The sequence below is a fragment of the Pantoea sp. C8B4 genome, assembly GCF_051336905.1.
Taxonomy (GTDB): Bacteria; Pseudomonadota; Gammaproteobacteria; order Enterobacterales; family Enterobacteriaceae; genus Pantoea; species Pantoea rwandensis_B.
The window spans coordinates 45010-71333 of record NZ_JBGMNK010000013.1 but is presented as its reverse complement, the minus strand read 5'-3'; the positions used below and the strand labels follow the sequence as shown (position 1 = coordinate 71333).

Below are 26324 nucleotides of genomic sequence, written 5' to 3'. Positions count from 1 at the left end.
GACTGCTCCCGCAAACTCACCTCTCCCTGCTAGCTACCGCTTGAAATTTCAGGCGTATAGATTCATTCGATCTTAATTATTCCCCTTCATTCTTTTGCCACAGCCAGTGCTTCAGCGACGATAAGCTAGCCTTTTGGTGGCGATGCGCTTTTCAGATTTGCCCGTCGCGTACCCAGACCGTTTTTTGCGCAAGGAACGACCATGGAACAACGCCGTTCTCCCGGCCATGATCACTGGTTTTATGAAAGCCAGACTCGCCCGCACACCCAGGCCACCGCGCCCTTAGTGCCCGAAGCCGCCTATCTCGAAGATCGATTTTTATTAGGTCTGCAACAGGAAGCCACTGCTCTTCAGCCCCTGTTTACTCGCTTCCAGCCGGCGTTACTGGCCGCGCGCGATCTGAGCCAGATTTTGCTGCCGGATACGCTGAGCAACTCGCTCACGCATACCTTAACGCTCTACGATCGTCTCAGTACCGCGCTGACGGTGGCGCAGGTTGCCGGTGTGCAGCGCCTGTGTAATCACTACTCCGCGCGCCTCAATCCACTGCCGGGCCCGGATTCCTCCCGCGAGAGTAACAACCGCCTGACGCAAATCACCCAGTACGCGCGTCAGTTGGCGATGCAACCGGCACTGATCAATGCCACGGGTATCAGCGCCCTGGATGCCGTCGGGCTCACAGAACCAGATATCGTCACACTCAACCAACTGGTGGGATTCGTCAGCTATCAGGCGCGAGTCGTCGCGGCACTGCAGGCCATGATGGGCTTGCCGGTACGCTGGATACCCGGCGTATCACCACCCGCGGATGCCGATCCGGCGCTTTTTGACCGCGACACCGCATGGCAGCACGCGCTCAAACCGGTTGAGTTGCGCTATGCCAGTGCCGATCAACTGGCGGCGATAACCTTTTGTCAGGGCATCGAAGGATTAGAGGACGCGATTTGGTTGCTGGTACATGACGCGCAGGCGCTGTATGGCTGGGCGACTTTGCAACAGCGCATCGGCGAACATCATGACGAGCAATCCGCGTTGGCGCTGGCAACCAGCGCACGCATCCTGGGTTGTCAGCGCCCGTTCACGCGCCATGCTGCTAGCCAGCGCGAAGCGTTGCTTGCAGATGTTGATAAAGCGGGAGAAGTGCAGCCGGTGATTGGCGTTAGCGCTCAGCTGGTCCGCATGCCTGAGCGCTTTAGCGCAGCACACCTGCAGCCATTGCTGAATGCGGGATGGGGAACCGAGCGCATTTTTACGCTGTTGCAGACAGTGGCGTTTGCCAGCTGGCAGGATCGGTTATGGATGGCGCTGGGTGAAACACGTTAATCCGGCAGATGGCGCCGCGCTTCGTCAAAGAAATGTTGAGCCAGCGGCGATGCCCTGCCCGGCTCAGCAATCACTAACGCGGCCTGGCGTCCCATGGGCGCCATCTCTATCGGCCTCCGCGCCAGATTTTGCAGCATCTCCGGCAGTAAATGTCCGCGCGGCGACACCATCACGCCTAATCCCACCTGCGCGCTCTGTAATAGCTGCATAATCGAGGCACTTTCCACAATCACTCGCGGTAACAAACCGGTTTCGCGTAGTTGGCTATCCACGTAACGACGGAAATAGCGCGTGGGTTCCGCAAGGCACAGCGGTTGCTGCGCCAGTTGCGAAAGTGAAACCGTTTCGTGTTGAAGTAAATCCGGGAAGTGCTGAGGATTAAAAATCGCCTCCACGCCGGGGTCTTTTAACAGCGCGGTCTGAAAGTGTAATTCTCGCAGAGCGGTGAGTTCGAAGAAGCCAATGCCGCCGTCCACCGTATGGCTATTCAGTGCTTCAAGCAGTTGGTCCGCACTCATGGCGGAGACGCGATAATCCAGCTGCGGATAACGCGTTTCAACCGCTTTTAATAACGCTGGCAAGGCGACACTGCACTGTGGCATCACGCCCAGGCGCAGCGTGCCGTTGACGCCATGCTTCAGCGATTCGACTTCCAGCTTCAGGCCCGAGTAGACCGACACGATCTCACGCGCCCAGGTCAGCACGCGTTCCCCTTCTGGCGTAAAGCCGTCAAAGTTATTGCTGCGGTTAATCAGCGATAAACCCAGCTCACGCTCAAGGTTTTTTAACCGCATGGATAAGGTCGGCTGACTGACAAAACTGGCCTCTGCCGCGCGGCCAAAATGGCGCTCACGCTCTAAATTACAGAGATATATCAATTGCTTGATGTCGATTTTGGCATCCACCTTAAAGTCTCGATCGCGCTATGGTAGCAAACCCGCACCGCTTTATCCTGTTCACGGCGCAAAAAGCACGAAGGCCACCCTGCGGCAGCCTTCGATTGAAAGTTAATGCCCCACCCGGCGCTTATCTCCGGCACTCTTAATGGCTTAGCTCTTGAAGGGGCAAATGCATCTTCGCAAATTATGGCGAACTGGATTTAACATTGATTGCTCATTTTATTATTAGCCTGGTAACTAAATGTGTTACGCCACGCCTAATGCGCTTTTCACTTCGTTAGCAATTTTCTCCACCTGCGGACCATAAATCACCTGCACATCGTGCTCGCTGACACGATTAATCCCGTTAGCGCCGGTGGTCAGCAGCGTTTGATCCACCACCTCTTTCATCTCTTTCACGCGCACCCGCAGGCGTGTGAAACAGCAATCGACGTCCTCTATATTGGCCTCGCCGCCCAACCCGCTGATGATCACCTGAGTGCGTTCATCCGCTGTCACCTGCGCGGTTTGCGGCTCCTCATCCGAATCTCGTCCAGGCGTTTCCACTCGCATGCGCGTGATGACAAAACGGAAGCCGTAGTAATAGATCGGTGCATAAATCACCCCCAGCGCTACCGTCCACCACCATTGGGTTTTACTGCCGCCGAGAATACCGAACACCACCAGATCGATCGCGCCGCCCTGCACGTTGCCGATCATTAAATGCAGCATCGACATCAGCATAAATGACAGGCCGGTCAACAACGCATGCAGGATATAAAGCACCGGTGACACAAAGATAAAACAGAACTCCAGCGGTTCAGTGATGCCGGTGGTGAAGGAGGTCAACGCACCTGCCATCACTAGCGCTTTAACCCGCTGTTTATGCTCCGGGCGCGCGGTGTGGTAGATCGCCAGTGCAGCCGCAGGCAAGCCGAACATCATCACCGGGATTTTACCCTGAGCCAGGAATTGGGTGGCGCTGCGCACCGTCTCATCAGGTATAGCGCCTGGATTGGTGAGCGAGGTGTTGAAGATATTCAGTGCACCGACAATGGTTTGCCCGTCCACCGTCGCCATGCCACCGATGGGGGTGAAACGCACCGTTTCATTGAGGATATGGTGTAAACCAGTGGGGATAAGCAGGCGTTCGCCGGTTCCCAGCAGAAACGCGCCGTACTGGCCGCTTTTCCCAATCATTTTGCCGACCCAGGCAATGCCTTCGCCGATCGTGGGCCAGATCAGCGCCAGCAGCACGCCAATCAGCGGCAAGATGATAACGGTGACGATGGGTACAAAGCGCCGCCCGCCGAAAAAGCTAATCGCCGTCGGCAATTGTTGCGTGTAAAAGCGATTATGCAGTGCCACGGTGACCAGCCCGGCAATCACACCGCCAAGCACACTCATGTTGTAAGTAAAGATGCCCAGCATTTCGATGTACTCTGCCGAGGTCATCATCGCCGTGGTTTGATCCAGGCCTGCTTGCTGCAAGGCTTCTGGGGTAGTGGTAGCCGCCGTCAGCCCTTTGGCCGCCAGCGTAGCACTGATGCCCACATTCATCACGACATAGCCAATGACTGCCGCAAAAGCCGCTGTAGGCTTCTCCGCTTTCGCCAGACCAATGGCGCTGGCAACGGCGAAGAACACGGGCAGATTGGCAAATAAGGCCGCCGCCACTTTGCGGATAAAGCCAATAATCAGTTGTGGTACCTGCAGATGTGCAAAGGCATCGCCGGTGACCGCGGGATTCTGCATCGCGGCAGCCAGGCCGAGAAAGATACCGGCAGCGGCAATAACGGAGATCGGCATCATTAATGCTTTACCGAAGGCATGAATTTGGCTGGCAAGATTCTTCATGGTGCGCGCCCTTTCATCGATGGAAAGAGCAATTATTAGCCAGTTATCGGATTCTCACGTCGCAGCCCGGTCCTGCCAGCGGGTAAAATTTGAACTGTATCACGCTTCTGCCAGCTTGAGCGCGATAAACGCCGCCTATCGCACCATTAAACCAATCAATTAGACAACTTTTGCTGTCAGTCGCACACTTTCCCACAACAGAAGTCATATTCTGATAACAATTCATAAACAATAAGCCTGCAACGACTATGAAATTTAAACGTAAAATTCAGCCTTATCGTGCCGCTGCTGGCGGCTGGGGCTCTTTGGAAGCAACTACCCGTTTCGTCCTTGATAGTAAAGCCGCGCTGAAAAATATGCGCAATTTGATGCGCATGAACAAAGCGCGTGGCTTTGACTGCCCGGGTTGTGCGTGGGGTGATGACAATAAAAGTACCTTCAGCTTCTGTGAGAACGGCGCCAAAGCGGTGACCTGGGAAGCGACCCGCCGCGTAGTGGAGCCTGAATTCTTTGCCCAACACAGCGTGAGCACCCTGTATCAACAGAGCGACTATTTCCTGGAGTATCAGGGTCGCCTGACCCATCCGATGCGCTATAACAATGCCACCGATCACTATGAACCGATCAGTTGGGACGATGCGCTAGCGATGATTGCTCGTCATCTCAAGGCGATGGATCATCCCGACCAGATGGAGCTTTACACTTCCGGTCGCGCCAGTAACGAAGCCTCATGGCTTTATCAGCTGTTTGGCCGCGTGATGGGCACCAATAACTTCCCTGACTGTTCCAACATGTGCCATGAAGCCAGCGGCACCGGCTTGAAGCGCAGTATCGGCGTCGGGAAAGGCACCATTCGTCTCGATGATTTTGACCACGCCAACGCGATTTTCGTTATCGGTCAAAATCCGGGAACTAACCATCCACGTATGCTGCACAGCCTGCGCCACGCGGCCGATCACGGTGCGAAAATCGTGACATTCAACACGCTGCGCGAGCGCGGTTTGGAACGTTTTGCCGATCCGCAAAAACCGCTGGAAATCGTTACCTCTAAAGCAGGTACGATTAGTTCTGCCTATTACCAGCCCAATCTTGGCGGTGACATGGCGGCCATTCGCGGCATGGTGAAAACCCTGCTGGAAGTCCAGCGTGCGCGTCTGGCGGCCGGTGAACCGGGGATCTTCGACCAGGCGTTTATTGATGCTAATACCCATGGCATTGAGGGTTATCTGGCTGCCGTGGATAACACGCGCTGGGAAGATATCGTGCGTCAATCCGGACTGAGCGAAGCGCAGATTCGGGAAGCGGCAGCGATCTACCAAAGTGCTGAGCGCGTCATCATTACCTGGGCGATGGGTGTGACCCAGCATAAGCATTCTGTTGATACCGTACGTGAAATCACCAACCTGCAACTGCTGTTTGGCCAACTGGGTAAAAAAGGCGCCGGCCTGTGTCCAGTGCGCGGCCACAGTAACGTGCAGGGTAACCGCACCATGGGTATCGATGAGAAACCCAATAAGCCATTCCTCGATGCACTGGGCGCGCATTTCGGTTTTGAACCGCCGCGTGAACACGGCCATAACACCGTTGAAGCACTCAGCGCGATGTTGCGTGATGAAGTGAAAGTGCTGATAGCCCTGGGTGGCAATCTTGCTGCTGCTGCACCCGACTCACCGGTGACAGAGGAAGCATTGCAGCATTGCGGTCTGACCGTGCACATCAGCACCAAACTCAATCGCAGCCATTTAGTGCCCGGCCACGAGGGGTTGATTCTGCCAACGCTGGGCCGTACAGAGCGCGATCGTCAGGCCAGCGGTAACCAGTTCATCACCGTTGAGGACTCTTTCAGCATGGTGCATGCCTCAGAAGGTGTGGGCATTCCACTGGCAGACACCCAACGCTCCGAAACGGCGATTGTGGCAGGCATTGCACACGCCACGCTGGGCAGTGACAAGATTGACTGGCTGGGCATGGCCGATGATTACAATGTGATCCGCGATCACATCGGCGCCACCATTCCAGGCTTTGCCGACTTCAATAACAAATGCGATATTCCGGGCGGGTTCTATCTCGGTAGCGCGGCGGCAGAGTTGCGTTTCAATACGCCAAGTCAACGGGCGGAATTCAGCGCGGCGGCCTTGCCAGCTTCACTGTTCCCGCAGTTGGGTAATGATGTTGAAGTGCCGTTCACACTGCAGACCCTGCGTTCACATGACCAGTACAACACCACGATTTACGGCCTCGATGACCGTTATCGCGGTGTCTATGGCCAGCGTGAAGTGGTGTTTATCCACCCGGATGATATGGCGTCACTTGGCTTTAGTGAAGGCCAGTTAGTGGATATCGAAACGCTGTGGAATGATGGCCTGACGCGCCGTGTCAGTGGCTTTAAGCTGGTGCCGTATAACATTCCGCGTGGAAATCTCGCGGCCTATTATCCGGAAACCAACCCACTGGTGCCGCTCTCCAGCTACGGTGATGGCAGCGGGACACCGACCTCGAAATCGGTACCGGTCAAACTGGCGTTAACCGCCGCCGTACCGACCCAACGTATCGCCTGAGTCCTCAGCGTTATCAGAAGGTAAAAAGCCGCGTAATGCGGCTTTTTAGCCTGTTTTGGCCTTGCCGCGCGCCCCTGATTCGCGTAAAACTGTCCACCGCTCTTAGGCCACGAAACTAAATATATTATGTTCCAGGATAACCCGCTGCTCGCGCAGCTGAAAGAGAAGCTTCACGCGCAAACCCCGCGCGCCGAAGGTGTTGTGAAAGGCACGGAAAAAGGCTTTGGCTTCCTTGAAGTCGATGCTCAAAAAAGCTACTTCATTCCCCCTCCGCAGATGAAAAAAGTGATGCACGGTGACCGTATTTCTGCGGTGATCCACACTGATAAAGATCGCGAGAGCGCCGAGCCGGAAACCCTGATTGAGCCATTCCTGAGCCGCTTTGTTGGCCGCGTGCAGAAGAAGGACGATCGTTTGTCGATTGTGCCTGACCATCCGCTGCTGAAAGAGGCGATTCAGTGCCGCGCTGCCCGTGACGTGACCCATGATTTTCAGAATGGCGACTGGGCCGTGGCTGAAATGCGCCGCCATCCGCTGAAAGGCGACCGCGGATTCTATGCTGAACTGACCGAATTCATTGTCACAGCCGACGATCATCTTGCGCCGTGGTGGGTCACCCTGTCGCGCCATAATCTGGAGCGCGAAGCCCCGAAAGTTGGCTTCGGCGAAATGCTGGATGAGCACTTGCAGCGCGAAGACCTTACCGCGCTCAACTTCGTTACCATCGACAGCGCCAGCACCGAAGATATGGATGATGCGCTGTATGTTGAAGAGCAGGCTGACGGCAATCTGCAGCTGACCATCGCTATTGCCGATCCGACCGCTTACGTGGCAGAAGGCAGCGAGCTGGATAAACTGGCTTCTAAACGCGCCTTCACTAACTATCTGCCTGGCTTCAACATCCCGATGCTGCCGCGCGAACTGTCTGATGACATCTGTTCACTGCGTCCAAACGTACGTCGTCCGGCGTTGGCCTGCCGCGTTTCGCTCACGCCAGATGGCAGTGTAGCGGGCGAAGTGCAGTTCTTCGCGGCCTGGATCGAATCCAAAGCCAAGCTGGTTTACGACGAAGTGTCAGACTGGCTGGAAAATGCCGGGAGCTGGCAGCCTGAGAATGAGGCGATTGCCGCGCAGATTCGCTTGTTGCATCGTGTGTGCCTGGCGCGCAGCGAGTGGCGTCAAACTCATGCGCTGGTGTTTAAAGATCGCCCTGATTACCGCTTTGTGCTGGGTGACAAAAGCGAAGTGCTGGATATCGTTTCTGAGCCACGTCGCATCGCCAACCGCATCGTTGAAGAATCCATGATTCTGGCTAACGTCTGCGCGGCCAAAGTGCTGCAGGAGAAGCTGGGCTTTGGTATCTATAACCTGCACACCGGTTTCGATCTGGCCAATGCGGAGCAAGCCGCTGGCGTGTTAGCGGGTCACGGTATCACCGTTGATCCACAGGCGATCACCACGCTGGAAGGTTTCCGCCAGCTGCGTCGTGAGCTGGATGCCCAGCCAACTCAGTACCTCGACAGCCGTATTCGTCGCTTCCAGAGCTTCGCTGAAGTCGGCACCGAACCGGGTCCGCACTTTGGTCTGGGTCTCGAAGCCTATGCGACCTGGACATCGCCGATTCGTAAATTCGGCGATATGATCAACCATCGCCTGTTGAAAGCCATTGTGCGCGGCGACAGCATTGCGCGTCCAAAAGACGAGTTCACCACCATTATGAGTGAACGCCGTCGCCTGAACCGCATGGCTGAACGTGACGTGGGTGACTGGCTGTATGCGCGCTTCCTCGCGCCATCTGCCGGGACCGATCGCAAATTCAGCGCCGAGATCATCGATGTGTCTCGTGGTGGTATGCGCGTACGTCTGCTGGAGAATGGCGCCGTTGCCTTTATCCCTGCCCCGTTCATCCACGCGGTGCGTGATGAGCTGGTGTGCTCACAAGAGAGCGGCACCGTGCAGATTAAAGGCGAAGTCGCTTATCGCGTGACCGACATTATCGACGTGACCATTGCCGAAGTGCGTATGGAAACCCGTAGCGTTGTGGCGCGCCCTGCTGCCTGAGCATGAATATCTGCGGGATAACAGCCGTTATCCCGCATTTTTCCCTCTACGTTTTATCTGATGTTAAATTTGCCTTCCGCTTCACACTTCTGATTCGATTCCCTGTCGTTAACAATTCATTACATTACTTTTAACTTGTTGTATCCGATCGCCTATTTTCCCGGTCTCTACAAGGAGTTAACTCATGAACAACGTCAAAACCGGATTGATCTGGTTAGCGGTGGCGTTAATTGGTGCGGGTGCGTTTGCCATGCTGGCCCTCAGCCGTGGCGAACACGTCAACGCCGTCTGGCTGGTTATTGCGTCCGTTGCCTGCTACAGCATTGCTTATCGCTTCTACAGCCTGTTTATCGCTAAACGTATTTTCGAACTGGATGACCGTCGCCGCACGCCTGCTGAGCGGCTCAATGATGGTCTCGATTATGTGCCGACCAATAAATGGGTACTGTTCGGTCACCACTTTGCGGCGATTGCCGGTGCGGGTCCCTTAGTTGGGCCGATCCTCGCGGCGCAGATGGGCTTCCTGCCTGGTACCATCTGGATTCTGGTCGGCGTGATGATGGCCGGTGCGGTGCAGGATTTCTTGATCCTGTTCATCTCTACGCGTCGTGATGGTCGCTCGCTCGGCGAAATGGCGCGTCAGGAACTGGGGTCGTTTGCGGGCGTGGTCACCATGCTCGGTGCACTCGGCGTGATGATCATCATCCTGTCGGCGCTGGCACTGGTGGTGGTGAAAGCGCTAGCCAACAGTCCGTGGGGGCTGTTTACCATCGCCGCCACCATTCCGATCGCGCTGTTTATGGGCGTCTATATGCGCTATCTGCGCCCCGGCAAGATCGCTGAAGTGTCGATTATTGGCTTTGTGCTGATGATGGCGGCGATTATTTACGGTGGCGATGTGGCAGCCGATCCCTATTGGGGACCGTTGTTCACGCTGAAAGGCACTGAACTGACCTGGGTACTGGTGATCTATGGCTTTGTCGCCTCGTCACTGCCTGTGTGGCTGCTGCTGGCTCCGCGTGACTACCTGTCAACCTTCCTGAAAATCGGTGTCATTATCGGGCTGGCGGTTGGGATTCTGTTCGCCATGCCGGAACTGAAAATGCCGGCGGTGACCAAATTTATCGACGGTAGCGGGCCGGTGTTCTCCGGTGCACTGTTCCCGTTCCTGTTTATCACGATCGCCTGCGGCGCCATCTCTGGCTTCCACGCGCTGGTCTCCAGCGGCACTACGCCAAAACTGGTTGAGCGCGAAAGTCACATCCGCTTTATTGGCTATGGCGCGATGCTGATGGAATCTTTTGTGGCGATCATGGCGCTGATTTGCGCCTCAGTGCTCGATCCGGGCGTCTATTTTGCGATGAACTCACCCGCTGCACTGATCGGCACCACCGTTGAGAGCGCTTCGCAGGTGATTAACGGCTGGGGCTTTGTCGTCACGCCGGAGATGCTGAGCGGCATCGCGCGCGATGTGGGTGAAAGTACCGTGCTTTCCCGAGCCGGAGGTGCACCGACCTTTGCCGTGGGGATGGCGCACATCATCACCGAGGTATTTAACAGCCGGGTAATGATGGCGTTCTGGTATCACTTCGCCATCCTGTTTGAAGCGCTGTTTATCCTGACGGCGGTCGATGCCGGTACCCGCGCCTGTCGCTTTATGGTGCAGGATTTGGTCGGCACCGTAGTGCCTTCCATGGCCAACAACCGTTCATGGCTGGGCAATATGGCGGGCACCACGGTGGCCGTTGCCGGATGGGGCTTCTTTGTCTACCAGGGTGTGGTCGATCCGCTGGGCGGCATCAATACCCTTTGGCCGCTGTTTGGCATTGGCAACCAGATGCTGGCCTCGATGGCGTTGATTCTCGGCACCGTGGTGCTGTTCAAAATGAAGAAGCAGCGTTACGCGTGGGTGACGATTTTACCGACCGCCTGGCTGTTTGTGACCTCCATGACCGCAGGTTGGCAGAAGATTTTCCACGAGAAGCCCGCCATTGGCTTCCTTGCGCAAGCCAACAAGTTCCGTAAAGGGATTGATGAGGGTGTGATTATCGCCCCGGCGAAAACCGTGGCGGACATGCAAACCATCGTGTTTAGCAATCAAATTAACGCGGCCCTGTGTGGCTTCTTTATGCTGGTGGCCGTCACCATGTTGATTGCAGCGTTCTTTGTTATCCGCCGTGCCCTGGGCAGTCAGGTCCCTACCACCCATGAGTCCGAAGTCTCCCTGCGTAAGGAGGTGCGGAATGTCTGAGTCCATTCATCGCTGGAAAAAACCGATTGGTGCCTGGCACATTCAGCATTGCTTACCGATCGCACCCCAGACCACCGGGCAAACTCTTAATCGCTGGCAACGAATATGGCAGGGATTGAAGCAAAGTTTTCGCTTAATGGTTGGCGTTCACGACTATCAAACTTATCTGAAGCATATGCGCGAGCATCATCCCGGGCAAACGCCGATGGATGAGCGAGCCTTTCATCGCTACTGCCTTGAGGCCCGTTTTCCCAGCCAGGCAGGCAAGCTCGGCAAGTGTCCTTGCTGACATTTTTAAGCCCCGATTTTCGGGGCTTTTTCGTGCCATTCTTTAGTGAAAACAAAAATATATTTGGTTTGCATCTTGTGCTAACGCAGGAGGTTGAATACTGTTGCTAAAATAATGAGATACCGCCTGCTCAGCATTTCCCCGGAGGAAGTTTCCATGACCGATGAACAAGGGCAAACGTTGCTATACACCCTGTTTGGCACAACCAGCCCTCATTGGCGTTTAACTTCAGATAGCGATGCTTTGCATTTTGCCGAAGATGAGAATGCCAATACCAATTTGGCGGTTCCATTAACCCCCGCGCAGGCCAGTTTGCTGCGTGCGATGACGGTGATCACTTCCAGTATCAACCTGACCCTCTCCCTGCGCGGTGCGCCGGTGCCTATGCACTTTGTCGGCCGTAAGGTCAACCAATCAACATGGGCTGGTACCTCTTCCGCCTGGGGTGATACCTCCTCCGTGGCGCGTGATTTAACACTCGGATTGTCTTTTGCTGAACAAGTGGTCTCCGAAGCAAACTCGGTGATTGTGATCCTCGATCAACGTGGGAATATTCAGCGATTCAATCGCTTAAGCGAAGAGTACACCGGTCTGAAAGAGCAGGAAGTGATCGGCCGTAACGTGTTTCAACTGTTTATGACCAAGCAGGAAGCGCAGGCTTCACGGCGCAACATTTCGGGTTTCTTCCGCGATGGCAATTCTTATGAAGTGGAACGCTGGATCAAAACCAAAAAAGGTCAGCGACTGTTTCTGTTTCGTAATAAGTTTGTGCACAGCGGTAGCGGGAAAAATGAAATTTTCCTCATCTGTTCTGGAACCGACATCACAGAAGAGCGACGCGCTCAGGAACGCTTACGTGTTCTCGCCAACACCGATACGGTGACCGGTTTACCGAACCGCAATGCCATCCATCAACAGATTAGTCTGGCACTGGAATTAGCTAATGGCAGTCAAACTGGCGTGGTTTATCTCGATCTGGACAATTTTAAGAAGGTGAACGACGCCTACGGCCATATGTTTGGCGACCAACTGTTGCAAGCGGTCTCCCTCGCCATTCTCAGCTGTCTGGGCAAAGATCAGACGCTGGCCCGTCTTGGTGGTGATGAGTTCGTGGTACTGGCAGAACATACCAGTCAGGCTGCGCTGGAAGCCATGGCATCACGTATTCTTGAGCGCCTGCGTCAACCCTTCCGCGTCGGTTTGATCGAAGTCTATAGCGGTTGCTCGATTGGTATTGCCCTGGCCCCGCTGCATGGCGAGGATCGGGAAAGTCTGATCCGCAACGCCGATACCGCGATGTATCACGCCAAAGAGAATGGGCGCGGCAAATTCTGCGTGTTCGCCAACGAGATGAATCAGCGCGTTTTCGAATACTTGTGGCTTGATACCAACCTGCGTAAAGCACTGGAACTGGAGCATCTGGTGGTGTATTACCAGCCCAAATTAGATCGTGACGGCGAAGTGCGCAGCGCAGAAGCATTAGTACGCTGGAATTCCGTCGAGCGCGGTCTGGTGCCGCCTGGCGACTTTATCTCGTATGCTGAAGAATCGGGCCTCATCGTTCCGCTCGGCCGCTGGGTTATGCTGAACGTTCTGCAACAAATTATTCAGTGGCGCAGCGAGGGCATTTTCCTGCGCGTTGCCGTTAATGTTTCAGCTAAACAATTGATTGACCAAAGTATTTATACCGATTTAAAGCAGGCGCTGATCGAAGCTGGTCTCACTGATTGTCCCATTGATATCGAGCTCACCGAAAGCTGCCTGATTGAGAACGAAGCCGGTGCACTCACGCTGATGAAGCAGTTCCAGGAACTGGGTGCTCAGGTTCATCTTGATGACTTTGGTACCGGTTATTCCTCGCTTTCCCAGTTGGCTCGCGTGCCCATTGATGCAATCAAACTGGATCAAAGTTTCGTACGTAACATCAACAAACAACCCGTGGCGCAATCGTTGGTTCGTGCCATTGTCGCCGTGGCCAAAACCCTCGATTTGCAAGTCATTGCGGAAGGGATTGAAACCAAAGCCGAAGAGAAGTTTGTTATGACCAACGGTGTCGATGGGCGTCAGGGTTATTACTATGCAAAACCAATGCCCGCAGAACAGCTCGGGCATTGGCTGGCTAAGCATCCTGCCCGCGTTTAACGCTGCTCTCGATTATCCGGCTTTGCGCAGGGATGCGCTATGACGGTTCTGTAGTTGCACCAGTCGTTCCATGTAAGCAATGTCTTTAGGCTCCAGTGTGAAAGCGTAATCCACCCAATCTTCCGTGATATCCATCAGCTCGGCTCGTGAGAGTTGCAGCACGCGCTGGCGCGCTTTCAGCATGGCTCTCACACCATTCAGCTTCGGACGCAAGGTATCGATAAAGGTACGCGTGGTGCGGTAGGCATCGCCTGGCTGGAAAACTTTATCCACCAGACCGCGCGTCTCATACCACTCCGCGCTATGCGACTCCCCTTCACAGATCAGCTCTTCGGCCAGCTTCATGCCGGAACGACGTGCCACCAGTGAATAGCCGCCCATGCCAGGGAACAGGTTAAACGCGATCTCCGGGAACCCCATCCGGGCAGAGTTCTGCGCCAGAATGAAGTGATGGGCCAGCGCGGCTTCAAAGCCACCACCCAATGCACTACCTTCAATCATCGCCAGCGTCACCGCTCCGGTATCAAACCCCCGCGCTGCCGAATGGATGCAATCCACGCAGGCACGCGCATAGGCCCGCAGCGCTTCACGACGGTTGTTACGAATGCACTCCACAAAGAAACGCAAATCGCCACCGGCGTTGAACATCTGCGGCACCAGCGAACCCGTCACCCAAAAATCAATCGGCAAACCCGAACGCTGAGCGGCATAGCTCAGATTCATGATTTCCTCGATTAATTCGTGGTTGAAACTAGGCCGTGGCTGCGCACGCAGCATCATCCACATGGTGTGTCGGCCCTCCTCATAATAGGCCGCCAGCTGGGTAGTTTGTCCGACTTCGGTAAACAATCTGCAAGTTGGTTGGTTAATTACTGTCATAGTCTCATCCTCTAGTTATGTGATGCGTTAAACGCAACATCAGCGTAATCCAGAGTGAGGCCAGACCAAATGAGAGATTGATTTATAAAGTAAAATCCAGAGATATCCCCGACCATAGGGCCGGGGAAAGATAAGCAGGCTTACTTGATGGCAGCGCGCTGTCCCACCGCCACATGAGAACGCTTAACGCGTTTCGAATAGACGGCGGTGATAATCGGCACTAATACAGAAGTCACAATAACGGATGTCGCTACCAGTGCAGTCGCTGCAGGAGCGACCGGTTTAAACTGAGGCAACATCTCTGCAATCAGTACCGGCGTGGCCACTGCCGCGCCTGCGGTGCTGGAGGCTGCGATCCCCGCCGTGCCATCACCACCACCCACCAAGCGGTCGGCAATAATCAGTGGAATACCGGTGATGATGATGACTGCTACACCGAGCAATACGCCCAACAAACCGGTTTGTGCGATCACGGCCAAATCGATGGTGTTACCCAAAGCGAAGGCAAAGAACGGAATCAAGGTATGAACGGCTTTGCCGAAGAACTCGCGCAATTCCGGGTCAAGATTGCCAAGCGCGAAACCGATAATAAAGGGCAACACCGCGCCAACAAACACGTGTGGCTCAAACGAAGCAATGCCTGCAGTCCCCAGGATCACCATGGTCATCAGCGGTCCCGATTCCAGCGACATCAGTACAAACGCGCCGGCTTCTTCTTTTGAACCGTATTGCTGCATGATGGAGGCATAAAGTCCGCCATTGGTCATGTCCATGGCAGCAACCAATGCCAGAGTGGATAAACCAGCGAACATACCGACTTCTACGCCATTTTCCGGCATCATGCGGGATGCCACGGCAGCCACGACCCAGGCAACCGCGATTTTGGTTAATACCAGGGTGCCGGATTTACGCAGCACGGTTCCGGTTGCGCTGAGTTTGATCGATGCACCCATACAGAAGAACCATACCGCCAGAATCGGCACAGTGCCCGTCATCAGGCCGTTAGTAAAAGAGCCAAAGTATTTTCCTGCGCCGGGTGAAAATGTGTGGCAAAGCGCGCCCAAAAACAGCGGAATTAACATCATACCGCCTGGAATCTTATCGATTGCACGTTTGATATGCATAGTTGTGTCACCTTTACTGAGCCAGAAGGAGGTGCGTTATCGTTCGCCGGATGGCATGGCAGGCAAGATAACCACTGACAGTCAGGAAAAAAGTGATCGAATCGATATTAATGAAACGGCGTTTTATTTTTATAGGTTAGGCATTTCTTTTTTATGATTTGCATCGCCATACCAGCGCTAAATGGCAAAAAATTAAGGCGCCCTCAGGCGCCTCAATAAAGTTTCAATGTTCAATTCTGCCCGTACCAGGCATTCTTGCCATGCTTACGTAGATAATGCAGATCGAGTAAATTCTGCGAAATCGGAGGCAGTTCGCTGCGCAGTTGTTCCGTGTGAAGTGCCATGTAAGCCACTTCTTCCAGCACCACCGCACTGTGCACAGCTGCAGCTGCATCTTTACCCCAGGCAAAGGGGCCGTGCGAGTTGACCAGCGCAGCAGGGATGTCGGCTGGCTTAATGCGGCGTTGAGCAAAGCTTTCAATAATCACCTGCCCGGTGTTCCATTCATACTCTTGCTGTATCTCTTCACGCTTCATCGCACGCGTACAGGGAATGGTGCCGTAGAAATCATCCGCGTGTGTTGTCCCCAGCGCCATAATGTCGCGCCCGGCCTGCGCCCAAATTGTGGCGTGGCGTGAATGGGTATGTACGATGCCACCAATCTCCGGCCAGGCGAGATACAGCGCGCGATGGGTGGCCGTATCGGATGATGGGCGAAGCGCCCCTTCCACCACCTTGCCGCTCGCTAACTCCACAACCACCATATCGTCACGCTGCATATTCTCGTATTTCACGCCCGAAGGTTTGATCACCAGCAGGCCATGGTCGCGATCAATGGCGCTGACGTTACCCCAGGTAAAAGTGACCAGGTTATAGCGCGGTAAGTCAAGGTTGGCTTCCAGCACCTGCTGCTTGAGCAATTCCAGCATAATTATTTCTCCTGCGAACTGTGATAGCTGAATTGTGCTGAACGAGCAGAGAAAACGTTATGGAGCGAATCGCTGTAAAAGCAGCGGAAAGTCGCTGAGACCGGAGAAGTGTGGCGTGAATTCAGAATTTTCTATCTTCGCGGCATTTAGCTTTGTTTCAGGTGGCTAAAGTCAGGAGCGGTACGGTTTCCACCGGTTAATTCGCCCATTAAAGCGCTGTATACAGGCATCAAAGTGAACAATGAATGACACGCTGGGATGACGTACTTCGTTGCGCAACATCTATACTTACAAGGTTGCCTCTGTACATACAATCAAGGAGAAAGAGATGACGACAACAATGAAACGTATGACCGTTGCGGTATTAGCTGCCACCCTGGTTGTTGCCTTGAGTGGTTGTTCGAACTGGTCAAAACGCGACCGTAATACCGCCATTGGCGCGGGTGCGGGTGCAATCGGTGGTTCTGTTCTGACTAACGGAAGTGCACTAGGTACCGTGGGTGGTGCAGCCGTTGGCGGTATTATCGGCCATCAGGTTTCTAAATAACGATAAAGATTCAGGCTACGCAGCGCATCTACAGCATCACGGGCCGCACAGTGTGCGGTCCGTTTTTATTAACCGCCGGCTAATTTGACCTTCATGCCTTTGGCTTCAAGTAGCGCTTTCAAGAGATCGCGTTTATCGCCTTGAATCTCGATGACGCCATCTTTGAGTGACCCACCGCAGCCACACTTCTTCTTCAGTTCTGCCGCCAGTTTAGTGAGCGCATCATCATCCAGATCAATACCCGTAATCAGGCAAACACCTTTGCCTTTGCGGCCGCTGGTCTGGCGTTGAATACGCACTATGCCATCCCCTTGCGGGCGCGGCGCTTTTTCTTCTTCCTGTGCGATACGGCCAGTTTCAGTGGAGTAAACCAGTCGGTTGTCCTGAGCCATTAGGCCTCCTGTAAACTTTGCAGGATAGTGTGCAGCGTTGCAGCCGGATCATTTGATTGGGTGATCGGACGCCCAATCACCATGTAATCCACGCCAGCCAGTTTTGCCTGCTGCGGCGTCATGATACGGCGTTGATCGCCCGCATCACTGCCTGCCGGACGAATACCTGGCGTCACCAGCGCGAAATCCTGACCCAACACCTGTTTAAAGTGCACAGCTTCCTGAGCGGAACAGACCACGCCATCCAGGCCACACTCACGCGTCAGGCGAGCGAGACGTTCTGCCTGCTCTGCGGGAGAAAGCGTAATGCCGAGACCTCTGAGATCGTCTTCATCCATGCTGGTCAGCACAGTTACCGCGATCAGCAACGGCGCATCGCTACCAAAAGGCAGCAGCGCTTCACGAGCCGCATTCATCATCCGCGCCCCGCCACTAGCGTGAACGTTGACCATCCACACACCGAGATCGGCAGCCGCGGCTACCGCGTGCGCGGTAGTATTGGGAATATCATGAAACTTCAGATCGAGAAAAACGTCAAAACCTCGCGACTGCAGTGTTTTCACCAGCGACGGGCCAAATAGCGTAAACATCTCTTTGCCGACTTTCAGGCGGCACTGGCTCGGGTCAATGCGGTCCACAAACTGCAGTGCGCTGTCGAGATTATGATAGTCGAGTGCCACCAGAATCGGTGAAGTGGTTACAGGCATAACGTTTCCTCAAAGGCAGGCACCCGCAGGCGCAATGGACAAACGGCAAGCATTCTACCCGTGCGTGCCCTTCCCGACAATCTCACAGCGCGGTTAATACCGATGATAGACTGAACGCTGCACAATGCTGCAGTTTCGGTTGATGAATCAGCCCAATAGTATGTTGTAACTATTTGGAAGAATAAATAAAAAAACGGCCGTTACTGGCCGTCGAGTCCGCGAATCGGTTTCACCGAAGACCATGCGCGACAGGATGGGCAATGCCAATAAAGCGCATGTGCGGTAAATCCACATTTCTGGCAGCGATAGCGCGGCTTAGTGCGAATCTGTTCGCCTACCATATCACGCAGCACCATCAGGCTCTCTTTGGCACGACCGTCTTCTGCTTCGTGCAGGTGGAAATCCATTAAGCGATGGAACACGCGCATGGTCGGATGGCGCTGCAACTGGCGGTTGATATACAGCTGCGCCGCTTCCGGGCCCTGCTGCTGTTCAAGGATATCAGAAAGGTACAGTTCAGCGGCCGCGCCGGTATTCTCTTCGACGCAGCGCTGTAAAAACTGAGCCCAATCTTCGGGCTGATTCAGTCGCTGATAGCAGGTTTCGAGCATCGATAAGGTTTCGCTCACCAGCTCTTTATCTTGATCCAGTACGCGCTGCAGGCGAGCCGTCGCTTTGGCGTATTCCCCCTGCTCCATAAAGATGCGTCCCATCATGATGGAAACGCGTGCACTCTGGTGATCGGCCGATTCGCCTTTCTTCAGCAACGTCATGGCGCGATCCAGATCGTCACTGCTCAACGCCTGTAGCGCAAGCTCACAGTAAAAATGGGCAATTTCACCCTTCTGCTTGTCTTTGCCCAGCTTGACCAATCTTTCCGCCACTTCGATTGCTTTCTGCCAGTCACTGGTTGCCTGATGTATCAGTAGAAGTTGCTGTAATGCTCCGATGCGGAAGTCGGTTTCATCAATCAGCTGGCTAAACATGTCTTCAGCGCGGTCGTACAACCCTGCTGCCATGTAATCGCGTCCCAACTGCTGAATCGCCAGCAGGCGTTGTTCATAGCTCAGGGAAGCGCTTTCCATCAGTGATTGGTGGATACGAATGGCGCGGTCAACTTCGCCGCGTGAACGGAAAAGATTGCCGAGCGTCAGGTGAGCTTCGACTGTGCCGCTGTCCTCCTTCAGCATATCCAGAAAGAGATCGACAGCTTTGTCCTGTTGATTGGAAAGCAGAAAGTTTACACCGGCAACGTATTCACGTGACAGGCGATTCGCTTCCTGTTGCTTATCCTGATGTGCACTTCGGCGGCCCATGTACCAGCCATATGCCGCAGCAACAGGAAGAAGCAAAAACAGCAATTCAAGCATCGAAACTTAATCCCGACGACCAGCAGTGGAAGAATTTGTCACAGCCGTTGATTGTTCATTCTGCGCTTGCATGCGTTTCAGCTTGCGCTGCGCGTGAGCGAGAGAAACACGTATCCGCAACCAGAAAAGACCGCAAATTGCCCATCCGAGCAGGAATCCGGCACCAAACAGGCTCGCCAGCAATGTGGAGATGCGGAATTCACCCTGCGCCAGCAGATAGTTAAAAGTGACGATTTGGTCGTTATGCGCTCCAAGCGTGACGGAGATGATAAAAATGACCAAAACCACGAGAAAAATCAGCAAATATTTCACAATGCGTCCTGTCGTGAGGTTATCCAGTAGAAGTATGCCAAAAAAGTGCCGTCGATGCTGCTTATCAGCACATCACTTAGCGCATTTTCCGTAAGCGCAATCAATCATATGGGGTCGCGCGCGAAAATTACAATGCATCATCACGCTGTGCGATCTCCTGCTGCTCTTCGCGCGGCACCGTAAGTGGACCACAAAAACGCTGCGCCAGCCATGTGGCAACCGTAACCAGCAGCCAGGAGATCAGGGTGGCCACCACCAAATCGCGCGGCCAATGCATGCCCAGCAGCAAACGACTGCCCATGACCATCGTGGCCCAGGCAAACAGCACCACCACGGTCACTATGTGCCGCCGTGGCCAGAGTAAGCCAATCACCAACAATGCCCAACTGGCTGCAAACATGGTATGTCCGGAAGGAAAGGCAAAGCCCGTTTCATACGCCCAATGGTTTTTCAGCCATTGCGGCAGTTGAGTATCGTTAGCCAATAATGTCGACACTAACTGGCTGCGCCCCTGACGGTTCTGCTGATAAAACGCCGCTTCATCAATACCGTGGCTCTTCTCCAGCCAAACGACATAAGGACGCGGTTCCTGTACCTGCTCTTTAATGAAAGATTTGGTGTACTGACCGACAAGAATAGCGCCATTCATGAAGATAATCAGTAATATGGCGGGTTTAAGCCGGAAGCGTAAGCACCATAAAACCCAGGTGCTGAGGATCATGCTGGTCAATATACCCCAGGGGCTGGTGACGGTTTCTGTCATCCAGAAAAGCACCCGCAAAAACGCGCTACTCTCACCTGGCTGCCATTGCCAGCCAGAGAGCCAGACAGCAACGGGCATGACTAATAACAAAAGCATTCCCAGGGTGGTGCGCTGCGCAATTTTTAACATCCGTTTCCTTTTAGATCCGCGGGTATTCACGTGGCTGGCATAACTTTAGCTGAAAAAAGAATAACATACCCGTTGCGGCTTAGATAATTGTGCTTTATCACTACAATAACTCTGACTGATTAACGGCCCGGGTACAGGTTGTGGCACAATATTGTCAGTTTTGTCGGGCCAGTCGGGCCCGTGCGTTATCATGATGATAGCGCATCCTCTGAAGGTTCTGGAGAGTCACATGCAGCTTAAACGGGTAGCAGAAGCCAAACTGCCCACGCCATGGGGAGATTTCCTGATGGTTGGTTTTGAAGAACTGGCAACTGGCCAGGATCATGTCGCGCTGGTTTACGGTGATGTTAGTGACCACAATCCAGTGCTGGCGCGCGTTCACTCTGAGTGTCTAACCGGTGATGCGCTGTTCAGCCTGCGCTGCGACTGTGGTTTTCAGCTGGAAGCGGCGCTCACCGCTATCGCTGAAGAAGGCCGTGGCGTGCTGTTATATCACCGCCAGGAAGGCCGTAATATCGGTCTGTTGAACAAGATCCGCGCCTACGCTTTGCAAGACAAAGGTTACGACACCGTGGAAGCGAATCATCAGTTGGGCTTTGCCGCCGATGAGCGCGATTTCACCCTGTGTGCAGATATGTTCAAACTGTTGGGCGTCAATGAAGTCCGCCTGCTGACGAACAATCCACGCAAAGTCGAGATCCTGAGCGAAGCGGGAATTAATATTGTAGAACGCGTGCCGTTAGTGGTTGGGCGCAACCCCAAAAATGCTCACTACCTTGATACCAAGGCAGAAAAAATGGGCCATCTGCTGCCAAAAGCTTAATGCAGATAGCAAAAGCCGGGAAATCTCCCGGCTTTTTCTTTAGTTCAGCATATTACGTATCACATAATGCAATATGCCGTCGTTCTGGTAATAGGTCAGCTCATTGCCGGTATCGATACGACACCGGGTTTCCAGCGTCTCTTTTTTACCATCGACGCGCGTCAGGGTGACATTCACAGTACAACCGGGTTTCAACTGTGAAAGGTTTTCGACATCAATAAACTCCTCCCCGGTTAGTCCCAATGTTTTGCGCGTGACGCCAGCGGGGAATTCCAGCGGCAGGATCCCCATGCCGATCAGGTTAGAGCGGTGGATGCGCTCGAACGACTCAGAAATGACCACGCGCACACCTTGCAAACGTGGGCCTTTCGCAGCCCAGTCGCGGCTGGAACCTGAGCCATACTCCTTCCCGGCGATCACTGCCAGTGGCACACCTTCTGCCTGATATTTCATGGCCGCATCGTAAATCGCCAGCTGTTCATTGCTGGGGAAGTGTTTGGTGTATCCCCCTTCCACGCCCGGCACCATTTCATTTCGAATACGAATATTTGCAAAGGTCCCGCGCATCATCACTTCGTGGTTACCACGACGCGAACCGTAGGAGTTGAAATCGGTACGCTCAACACCATGCGACAACAAATAGCGTCCAGCAGGACTTTCCGCTTTAATACTGCCCGCCGGTGAGATGTGGTCAGTGGTGACAGAATCACCCAACATTGCCAGAATACGCGCGCCTTTAATATCCTTGACCGGTTCCGGCGTTTTGCCCATATCGTCAAAGAACGGCGACAGGCGGATGTATGTCGATCCCTCATCCCAGTCATAGGTTGCGGCTTCACTCACTTTGATTTGCTGCCATTCCGGCGTACCGTCAAAGACCTCCGCATACTCTTTATGGAACATATCGCTGGTCACTTTCTGCACTGCGGCGGCAATCTCTTCAGGTGATGGCCAGATATCCTGCAGGTAGACATCGTTACCTTGTCTATCCTGCCCGATGGGATCGTTCTGCAGGTTGAGCTTCATGTTACCGGCCAACGCATAAGCCACCACCAGCGGCGGCGATGCAAGCCAGTTAGTTTTCACCAGCGGATGGATGCGCCCTTCGAAGTTACGGTTACCCGATAGCACGGCACCCACGGTCAGATCGCCTTCTTTGATGGCACTCTCGATTTCATCTGGCAATGGGCCCGAATTACCAATGCAGGTGGTGCAACCATACCCCACCAGATTGAAGCCTAATTCATCCAGATATGGCGTCAGCTGGGCCACCGCGAGGTAATCCGACACCACTTTTGATCCCGGTGCCAGCGACGCTTTCACCCAGGGTTTGCGCATCAATCCGCGCTCAACCGCATTTTTCGCCAGCAGACCCGCCGCCATTAAGACGCTGGGGTTGGATGTGTTGGTACAAGAGGTGATGGCTGAAATAACCACCGCGCCGTCTTCCAGCTGATAGTTATCGCCGGTCTCGCTGTCACAATAGGTTACGGTCTTGTGCGCTTTCTGCGCATGATTGACTTCGAGTTCGTTGCTGGCATCAAAAGCGGCGGGCACATCGCCTAAGGAGACACGATCCTGCGGACGTTTTGGTCCCGCAAGGCTGGATTCAACGTTTGCCATGTCCAGCGCCAGTGAGCTGGTAAACCGTGGTTCGTCGCCCGGATTTCGCCACATCCCTTGTTGCTTAGCATAAGCTTCGACTAACTCGACTTGTTCGGCATCACGCCCGGTCAGGGTCATGTAGCTCAGAGTGATTTCATCAATGGGGAAGAAACCGCAGGTGGCACCATATTCCGGAGCCATATTGGCGATAGTTGCGCGATCGGCCAGCGGCAAATCGGCCAGGCCATCACCGTAAAATTCAACGAATTTGCCCACCACACCATGCTTGCGCAGCATTTGCGTCACAGTTAAAACCAGGTCGGTCGCGGTGATGCCAGGACGCAGTTTGCCGGTGAGTTTGAAACCGACAACGTCGGGGATCAACATAGACACGGGCTGCCCTAACATGGCGGCTTCGGCTTCAATACCGCCGACACCCCAGCCTAATACACCCAGCGCGTTGATCATCGTGGTATGGGAGTCTGTGCCGACTAAGGTATCAGGATAAGCGACCTCTTTGCCTTCTAGCGTTTCGTGCCAAACGGATTTACCCAGATATTCCAGGTTAACCTGATGGCAAATACCGGTGCCGGGCGGCACTACGCGGAAACGATTGAACGCTTTTTGCCCCCAGCGCAGGAAAACGTAGCGTTCGTGGTTGCGCTCCATCTCCAGACGCACGTTTTCTTCGAAGGCGTCTTCATCCCCAAAATGGTCAACGGTCACCGAGTGGTCAATAACCAAATCGACCGGCGATAAGGGGTTAACTTTGGCCACATCACCACCGAGGCGTTTTACCGCTTCACGCATCGCCGCTAAATCGACTACCGCTGGCACGCCGGTGAAGTCCTGCATCAACACGCGCGCGGGGCGATAGGCAATTTCCCGATCAGCATGAGCATCTTTCTGCCAGCCAACCAGAGCATGAATATCTTCAGCTGTCACGGAATCCTCATCCTGCCAGCGCAGGAGGTTTTCCAGCAACACCTTCATTGATTTGGGTAAGCGATCGATATTACCCAATTGCTGGGCAGCTTTTGGCAGGCTGTAGTAATGATATTTTTTTGCCCGAACGTCCAGCGTATCCTGACTGTGCTCCCGTAACGTTAACGACATAGCTCCTCCTTTTATGGGCCTCTCTTTTAAACCTCAATAACCACAAGGTTTAGCTTAAAGATAGACCACAATTTCGTTAACGATTTGATAACAACACGAAATGACACATAAAGGCACAAAGAAAAATGCCCCGACGTTTGTCAGGGCATTAATAGAAGTCAGTACAATTTGAGTTATTGGATTAGATCATTGCCCACACGGCCGCGGCCCAAAATGCAAATGAAAAGGCATAAACGCCAAACCATGAAAAAGTCGTTGTATTCATCGAGTCACTCCCTCCCGGATTCCGGGCAAAAAAAGTCCAACGTCTTCAGCGTTGTACTGATGACACCGTTTTTTTAATGCTGAGTGTTAAAGGACGGGCTTTTAAAATGCCCACCGGATAATCCGGTAAAGAGAGGTATGGATGTCTATATATAGAACAGAACGCAGACTGCGTTATTTCGACTTCGGATCCATGAACGATTCGATAAAGTTACGCTGGTTTTCACTCAGTTCCCACGACGCAGGAATCGCCACAGGCTGTTCAACGCTCTTTACTTCTTTCGCTTTGCACGCTGACGTGTTCGGCTGACGCGCAGAAACCGGAGACTTACGGCTGAGTGTATTTGCCCACATGGCTTAACCCCACATACGCCAAATCATCAATGCCACCACTACCCAGAACAGTGCTGAAGCAGCGAAGACGGTCAACCAAGCCTTGCGACGCACATTACCAGAGCGCTCAACCTTGGCGGTTTTAGTACGAAAATCTTGTTGTACAGTCAGTCTAGTGTTCATAGTTTTTGATAATCACTCTCAATAAAACGATTGTTGATAACGATTAAGATTTAGGACGAATCCTAAACTTGTTAAGTCCGAAAATCCAGTTATTTTTATTGAGCACAACGATTAACGCTATTTATCAAAACCCAAAATATTGATGAGATAAATTTAATTACTGATCAAACTATTCAACAAATAGATACATTGTAAATTTGGGTTAAAACTAATTTAGTACCACTCTAAATTTGAGTTTAATTTAGAGAGCCTGACTAAAAGGCCTTTCTCATCAGTTGATAACTGGAGTATGGGAATATTCCTGGAGGTCCGCAAAGCGGCAGCGTAAATTTTGTGTACTGTTTCTCATTTAAGAACTAACAATGAAAAAACATGTGATCGATGTTTCATTTACAAAAAAATAATGAAATTTTTTGAGATTCTTGTGGCGCTAACCAGGAAGGAATTCACAAGATGCCCACTGGACACCTTGTGAAAATAATGAGTTAAGTGATTATTTGAAGGGTAATTTGATATCGCGGAACATCGCTTCGATATCTTCATTTGAACGCAATGCGACCGCTGCATCCACGACATCACGGGTTAAATGCGGTGCGAAACGTTGAATAAAATCATACATATAGCTTCGAAGGAACGTACTGCGCCTAAAGCCAATTTTGGTTGTACTATTGGTAAAAATTTCTGATGCTTCGATTCGCACCAGATCCGGATCGGATACCGGGTCCACCGCCATACTGGCAATCACACCCACGCCTAAGCCCAGACGCACATACGTTTTGATTACATCAGCGTCGGTGGCGGTAAAGACGATACGTGGTGTTAATCCTGCACGATTGAACGCAGTATCCAGTTCTGAGCGGCCAGTAAAGCCAAAGGTATAGGTCACGAGCGGGAAGTCGGCCAACTCTTCAATCGTCACATTCGATTTGCCTGCCAGCGGGTGATCTGGCGTGACGACAATCGCGCGGTTCCAGTGATAGCAAGGCAACATAATCAGGTCGTCGTACAAATGCAGCGCTTCAGTCGCAATCGCAAAATCAGCATTCCCCTTCGACACGGCTTCAGCAATTTGCGTCGGCGAGCCCTGATGCATATGCAGCGATACGCGCGGGTAACGCTCGATAAACCCTTTGATCACACCGGGCAAGGCATAACGCGCCTGAGTATGTGTGGTCGCCACATACAGCGAGCCTTTATCAGGCCAGGTGTGCTCACCCGCGACAGACTTAATCGCATCCACTTTGGATAATACTTCGCGAGCAATTCGGATGATCTCTTCACCCGCTGGCGTAACCTGAGTGAGATGCTTCCCACTACGCGCAAAAATCTGCACGCCGAGTTCATCTTCCAGCATACGCACTTGCTTACTGATGCCCGGTTGTGAGGTATAGAGACCTTCAGCGGTGGAGGAGACGTTGAGGTTGTGATTAACCACCTCGACGATGTAACGCAACTGCTGCAATTTCATAGTTATATCTTCCCGGTAGCG

General features: G+C 53.3%; 22 protein-coding genes. 8 read left to right on the top strand and 14 right to left on the bottom strand.

Going from position 1 to position 26324, the window contains the following annotated elements; all coding sequences use genetic code 11:
- Positions 1-201: 201 nt before the first annotated feature.
- On the top strand, positions 202-1323 hold the full coding sequence (locus ACCW76_RS16050) for a CMD domain-containing protein (RefSeq protein WP_436339154.1): 1122 nt from the start codon (positions 202-204) through the stop codon (positions 1321-1323).
- Here the strand turns inward: ACCW76_RS16050 and ACCW76_RS16045 are convergent.
- Complete coding sequence (locus tag ACCW76_RS16045; protein WP_045832185.1) at positions 1320-2216, bottom strand: LysR family transcriptional regulator; 897 nt, start codon at positions 2214-2216, stop codon at positions 1320-1322. The genes ACCW76_RS16050 and ACCW76_RS16045 overlap by 4 nt on opposite strands.
- Positions 2217-2468: 252 nt before the next feature.
- On the bottom strand, positions 2469-4058 hold the full coding sequence (locus ACCW76_RS16040; protein ID WP_436339153.1) for a PTS transporter subunit EIIC: 1590 nt from the start codon (positions 4056-4058) through the stop codon (positions 2469-2471).
- Positions 4059-4306: 248 nt separating this feature from the next.
- Here ACCW76_RS16040 and ACCW76_RS16035 point away from each other — a divergent pair, with 248 nt between their 5' ends.
- From ACCW76_RS16035 to pdeR, 5 genes are all read left to right on the top strand, one after another.
- On the top strand, positions 4307-6616 hold the full coding sequence (locus ACCW76_RS16035) for an FdhF/YdeP family oxidoreductase (RefSeq protein ID WP_436339151.1): 2310 nt from the start codon (positions 4307-4309) through the stop codon (positions 6614-6616).
- A gap of 126 nt (positions 6617-6742) precedes the next feature.
- A complete protein-coding gene (locus ACCW76_RS16030) occupies positions 6743-8677 on the top strand; it encodes an exoribonuclease II (protein ID WP_436339150.1) in 1935 nt (644 codons plus the stop codon).
- Between the two features lie 184 nt (positions 8678-8861).
- Positions 8862-10928 (top strand): carbon starvation CstA family protein, encoded by a 2067-nt coding sequence (locus tag ACCW76_RS16025; RefSeq protein ID WP_436339148.1) that lies wholly within the window; start codon positions 8862-8864, stop codon positions 10926-10928.
- Complete coding sequence (locus ACCW76_RS16020; RefSeq protein WP_436339146.1) at positions 10921-11217, top strand: YbdD/YjiX family protein; 297 nt, start codon at positions 10921-10923, stop codon at positions 11215-11217. The genes ACCW76_RS16025 and ACCW76_RS16020 overlap by 8 nt, the downstream gene beginning before the upstream one ends.
- Before the next feature lie 156 nt (positions 11218-11373).
- The gene (gene pdeR / locus ACCW76_RS16015; protein WP_436339144.1) at positions 11374-13359 is read left to right on the top strand and encodes a cyclic di-GMP phosphodiesterase; all 1986 of its coding nucleotides are present in this window, start codon (positions 11374-11376) and stop codon (positions 13357-13359) included.
- Positions 13360-13371: 12 nt separating this feature from the next.
- On the opposite strand, the gene ACCW76_RS16010 is transcribed toward pdeR, so the two are convergent.
- The 3 genes from ACCW76_RS16010 to araD all read right to left on the bottom strand — a co-directional run bounded on the left by ACCW76_RS16010 (position 13372) and on the right by araD (position 16291).
- A complete protein-coding gene (locus ACCW76_RS16010) occupies positions 13372-14238 on the bottom strand; it encodes a crotonase/enoyl-CoA hydratase family protein (protein WP_034821448.1) in 867 nt (288 codons plus the stop codon).
- A gap of 140 nt (positions 14239-14378) precedes the next feature.
- Positions 14379-15362, bottom strand: a complete 984-nt coding sequence (gene kdgT / locus ACCW76_RS16005) for a 2-keto-3-deoxygluconate transporter (protein WP_436339142.1) — start codon at positions 15360-15362, stop codon at positions 14379-14381.
- 230 nt (positions 15363-15592) lie between these two features.
- Entirely contained in the window at positions 15593-16291 is a 699-nt protein-coding gene (gene araD, locus ACCW76_RS16000; RefSeq protein ID WP_038646707.1) for an L-ribulose-5-phosphate 4-epimerase, read from the bottom strand.
- A 328-nt stretch (positions 16292-16619) separates the two neighbouring features.
- On the opposite strand from araD, the gene osmB reads away from it, so the two are divergent.
- Positions 16620-16838, top strand: coding sequence for an osmotically-inducible lipoprotein OsmB (osmB, locus tag ACCW76_RS15995; protein WP_034821457.1), 219 nt, complete (start codon positions 16620-16622; stop codon positions 16836-16838).
- A 68-nt stretch (positions 16839-16906) separates the two neighbouring features.
- Here osmB and yciH read toward each other — a convergent pair whose 3' ends face one another.
- The 5 genes from yciH to pgpB all read right to left on the bottom strand — a co-directional run bounded on the left by yciH (position 16907) and on the right by pgpB (position 20511).
- Positions 16907-17230, bottom strand: coding sequence for a stress response translation initiation inhibitor YciH (yciH, locus tag ACCW76_RS15990; RefSeq protein WP_045832142.1), 324 nt, complete (start codon positions 17228-17230; stop codon positions 16907-16909).
- Positions 17230-17937: an orotidine-5'-phosphate decarboxylase gene (gene pyrF / locus ACCW76_RS15985; protein ID WP_436339140.1), complete on the bottom strand. Its 708-nt coding sequence runs from the start codon at positions 17935-17937 to the stop codon at positions 17230-17232. Before pyrF ends, yciH begins: the two co-directional genes overlap by 1 nt.
- Positions 17938-18137: 200 nt before the next feature.
- A complete protein-coding gene (gene lapB / locus ACCW76_RS15980) occupies positions 18138-19307 on the bottom strand; it encodes a lipopolysaccharide assembly protein LapB (RefSeq protein WP_038646700.1) in 1170 nt (389 codons plus the stop codon).
- 6 nt (positions 19308-19313) lie between these two features.
- Positions 19314-19619 carry a LapA family protein gene (locus tag ACCW76_RS15975; RefSeq protein WP_038646699.1) on the bottom strand — a complete coding sequence of 102 codons (306 nt, stop codon included), beginning with the start codon at positions 19617-19619 and terminating at the stop codon, positions 19314-19316.
- A gap of 127 nt (positions 19620-19746) precedes the next feature.
- On the bottom strand, positions 19747-20511 hold the full coding sequence (gene pgpB, locus ACCW76_RS15970) for a phosphatidylglycerophosphatase B (protein WP_436339139.1): 765 nt from the start codon (positions 20509-20511) through the stop codon (positions 19747-19749).
- 229 nt (positions 20512-20740) lie between these two features.
- Here pgpB and ribA point away from each other — a divergent pair, with 229 nt between their 5' ends.
- Positions 20741-21334: a GTP cyclohydrolase II gene (ribA, locus tag ACCW76_RS15965; RefSeq protein ID WP_034821474.1), complete on the top strand. Its 594-nt coding sequence runs from the start codon at positions 20741-20743 to the stop codon at positions 21332-21334.
- Positions 21335-21373: 39 nt separating this feature from the next.
- On the opposite strand, the gene acnA is transcribed toward ribA, so the two are convergent.
- From acnA to cysB, 4 genes are all read right to left on the bottom strand, one after another.
- On the bottom strand, positions 21374-24055 hold the full coding sequence (gene acnA, locus ACCW76_RS15960) for an aconitate hydratase AcnA (protein WP_436339137.1): 2682 nt from the start codon (positions 24053-24055) through the stop codon (positions 21374-21376).
- Positions 24056-24493: 438 nt separating this feature from the next.
- Positions 24494-24673 carry a hypothetical protein gene (locus ACCW76_RS15955; protein WP_034821480.1) on the bottom strand — a complete coding sequence of 60 codons (180 nt, stop codon included), beginning with the start codon at positions 24671-24673 and terminating at the stop codon, positions 24494-24496.
- Positions 24674-24676: 3 nt separating this feature from the next.
- Positions 24677-24835, bottom strand: coding sequence for a YmiA family putative membrane protein (locus ACCW76_RS15950; protein ID WP_071845610.1), 159 nt, complete (start codon positions 24833-24835; stop codon positions 24677-24679).
- 493 nt (positions 24836-25328) lie between these two features.
- The gene (cysB, locus tag ACCW76_RS15945; RefSeq protein ID WP_034821485.1) at positions 25329-26303 is read right to left on the bottom strand and encodes an HTH-type transcriptional regulator CysB; all 975 of its coding nucleotides are present in this window, start codon (positions 26301-26303) and stop codon (positions 25329-25331) included.
- Positions 26304-26324: the final 21 nt, after the last annotated feature.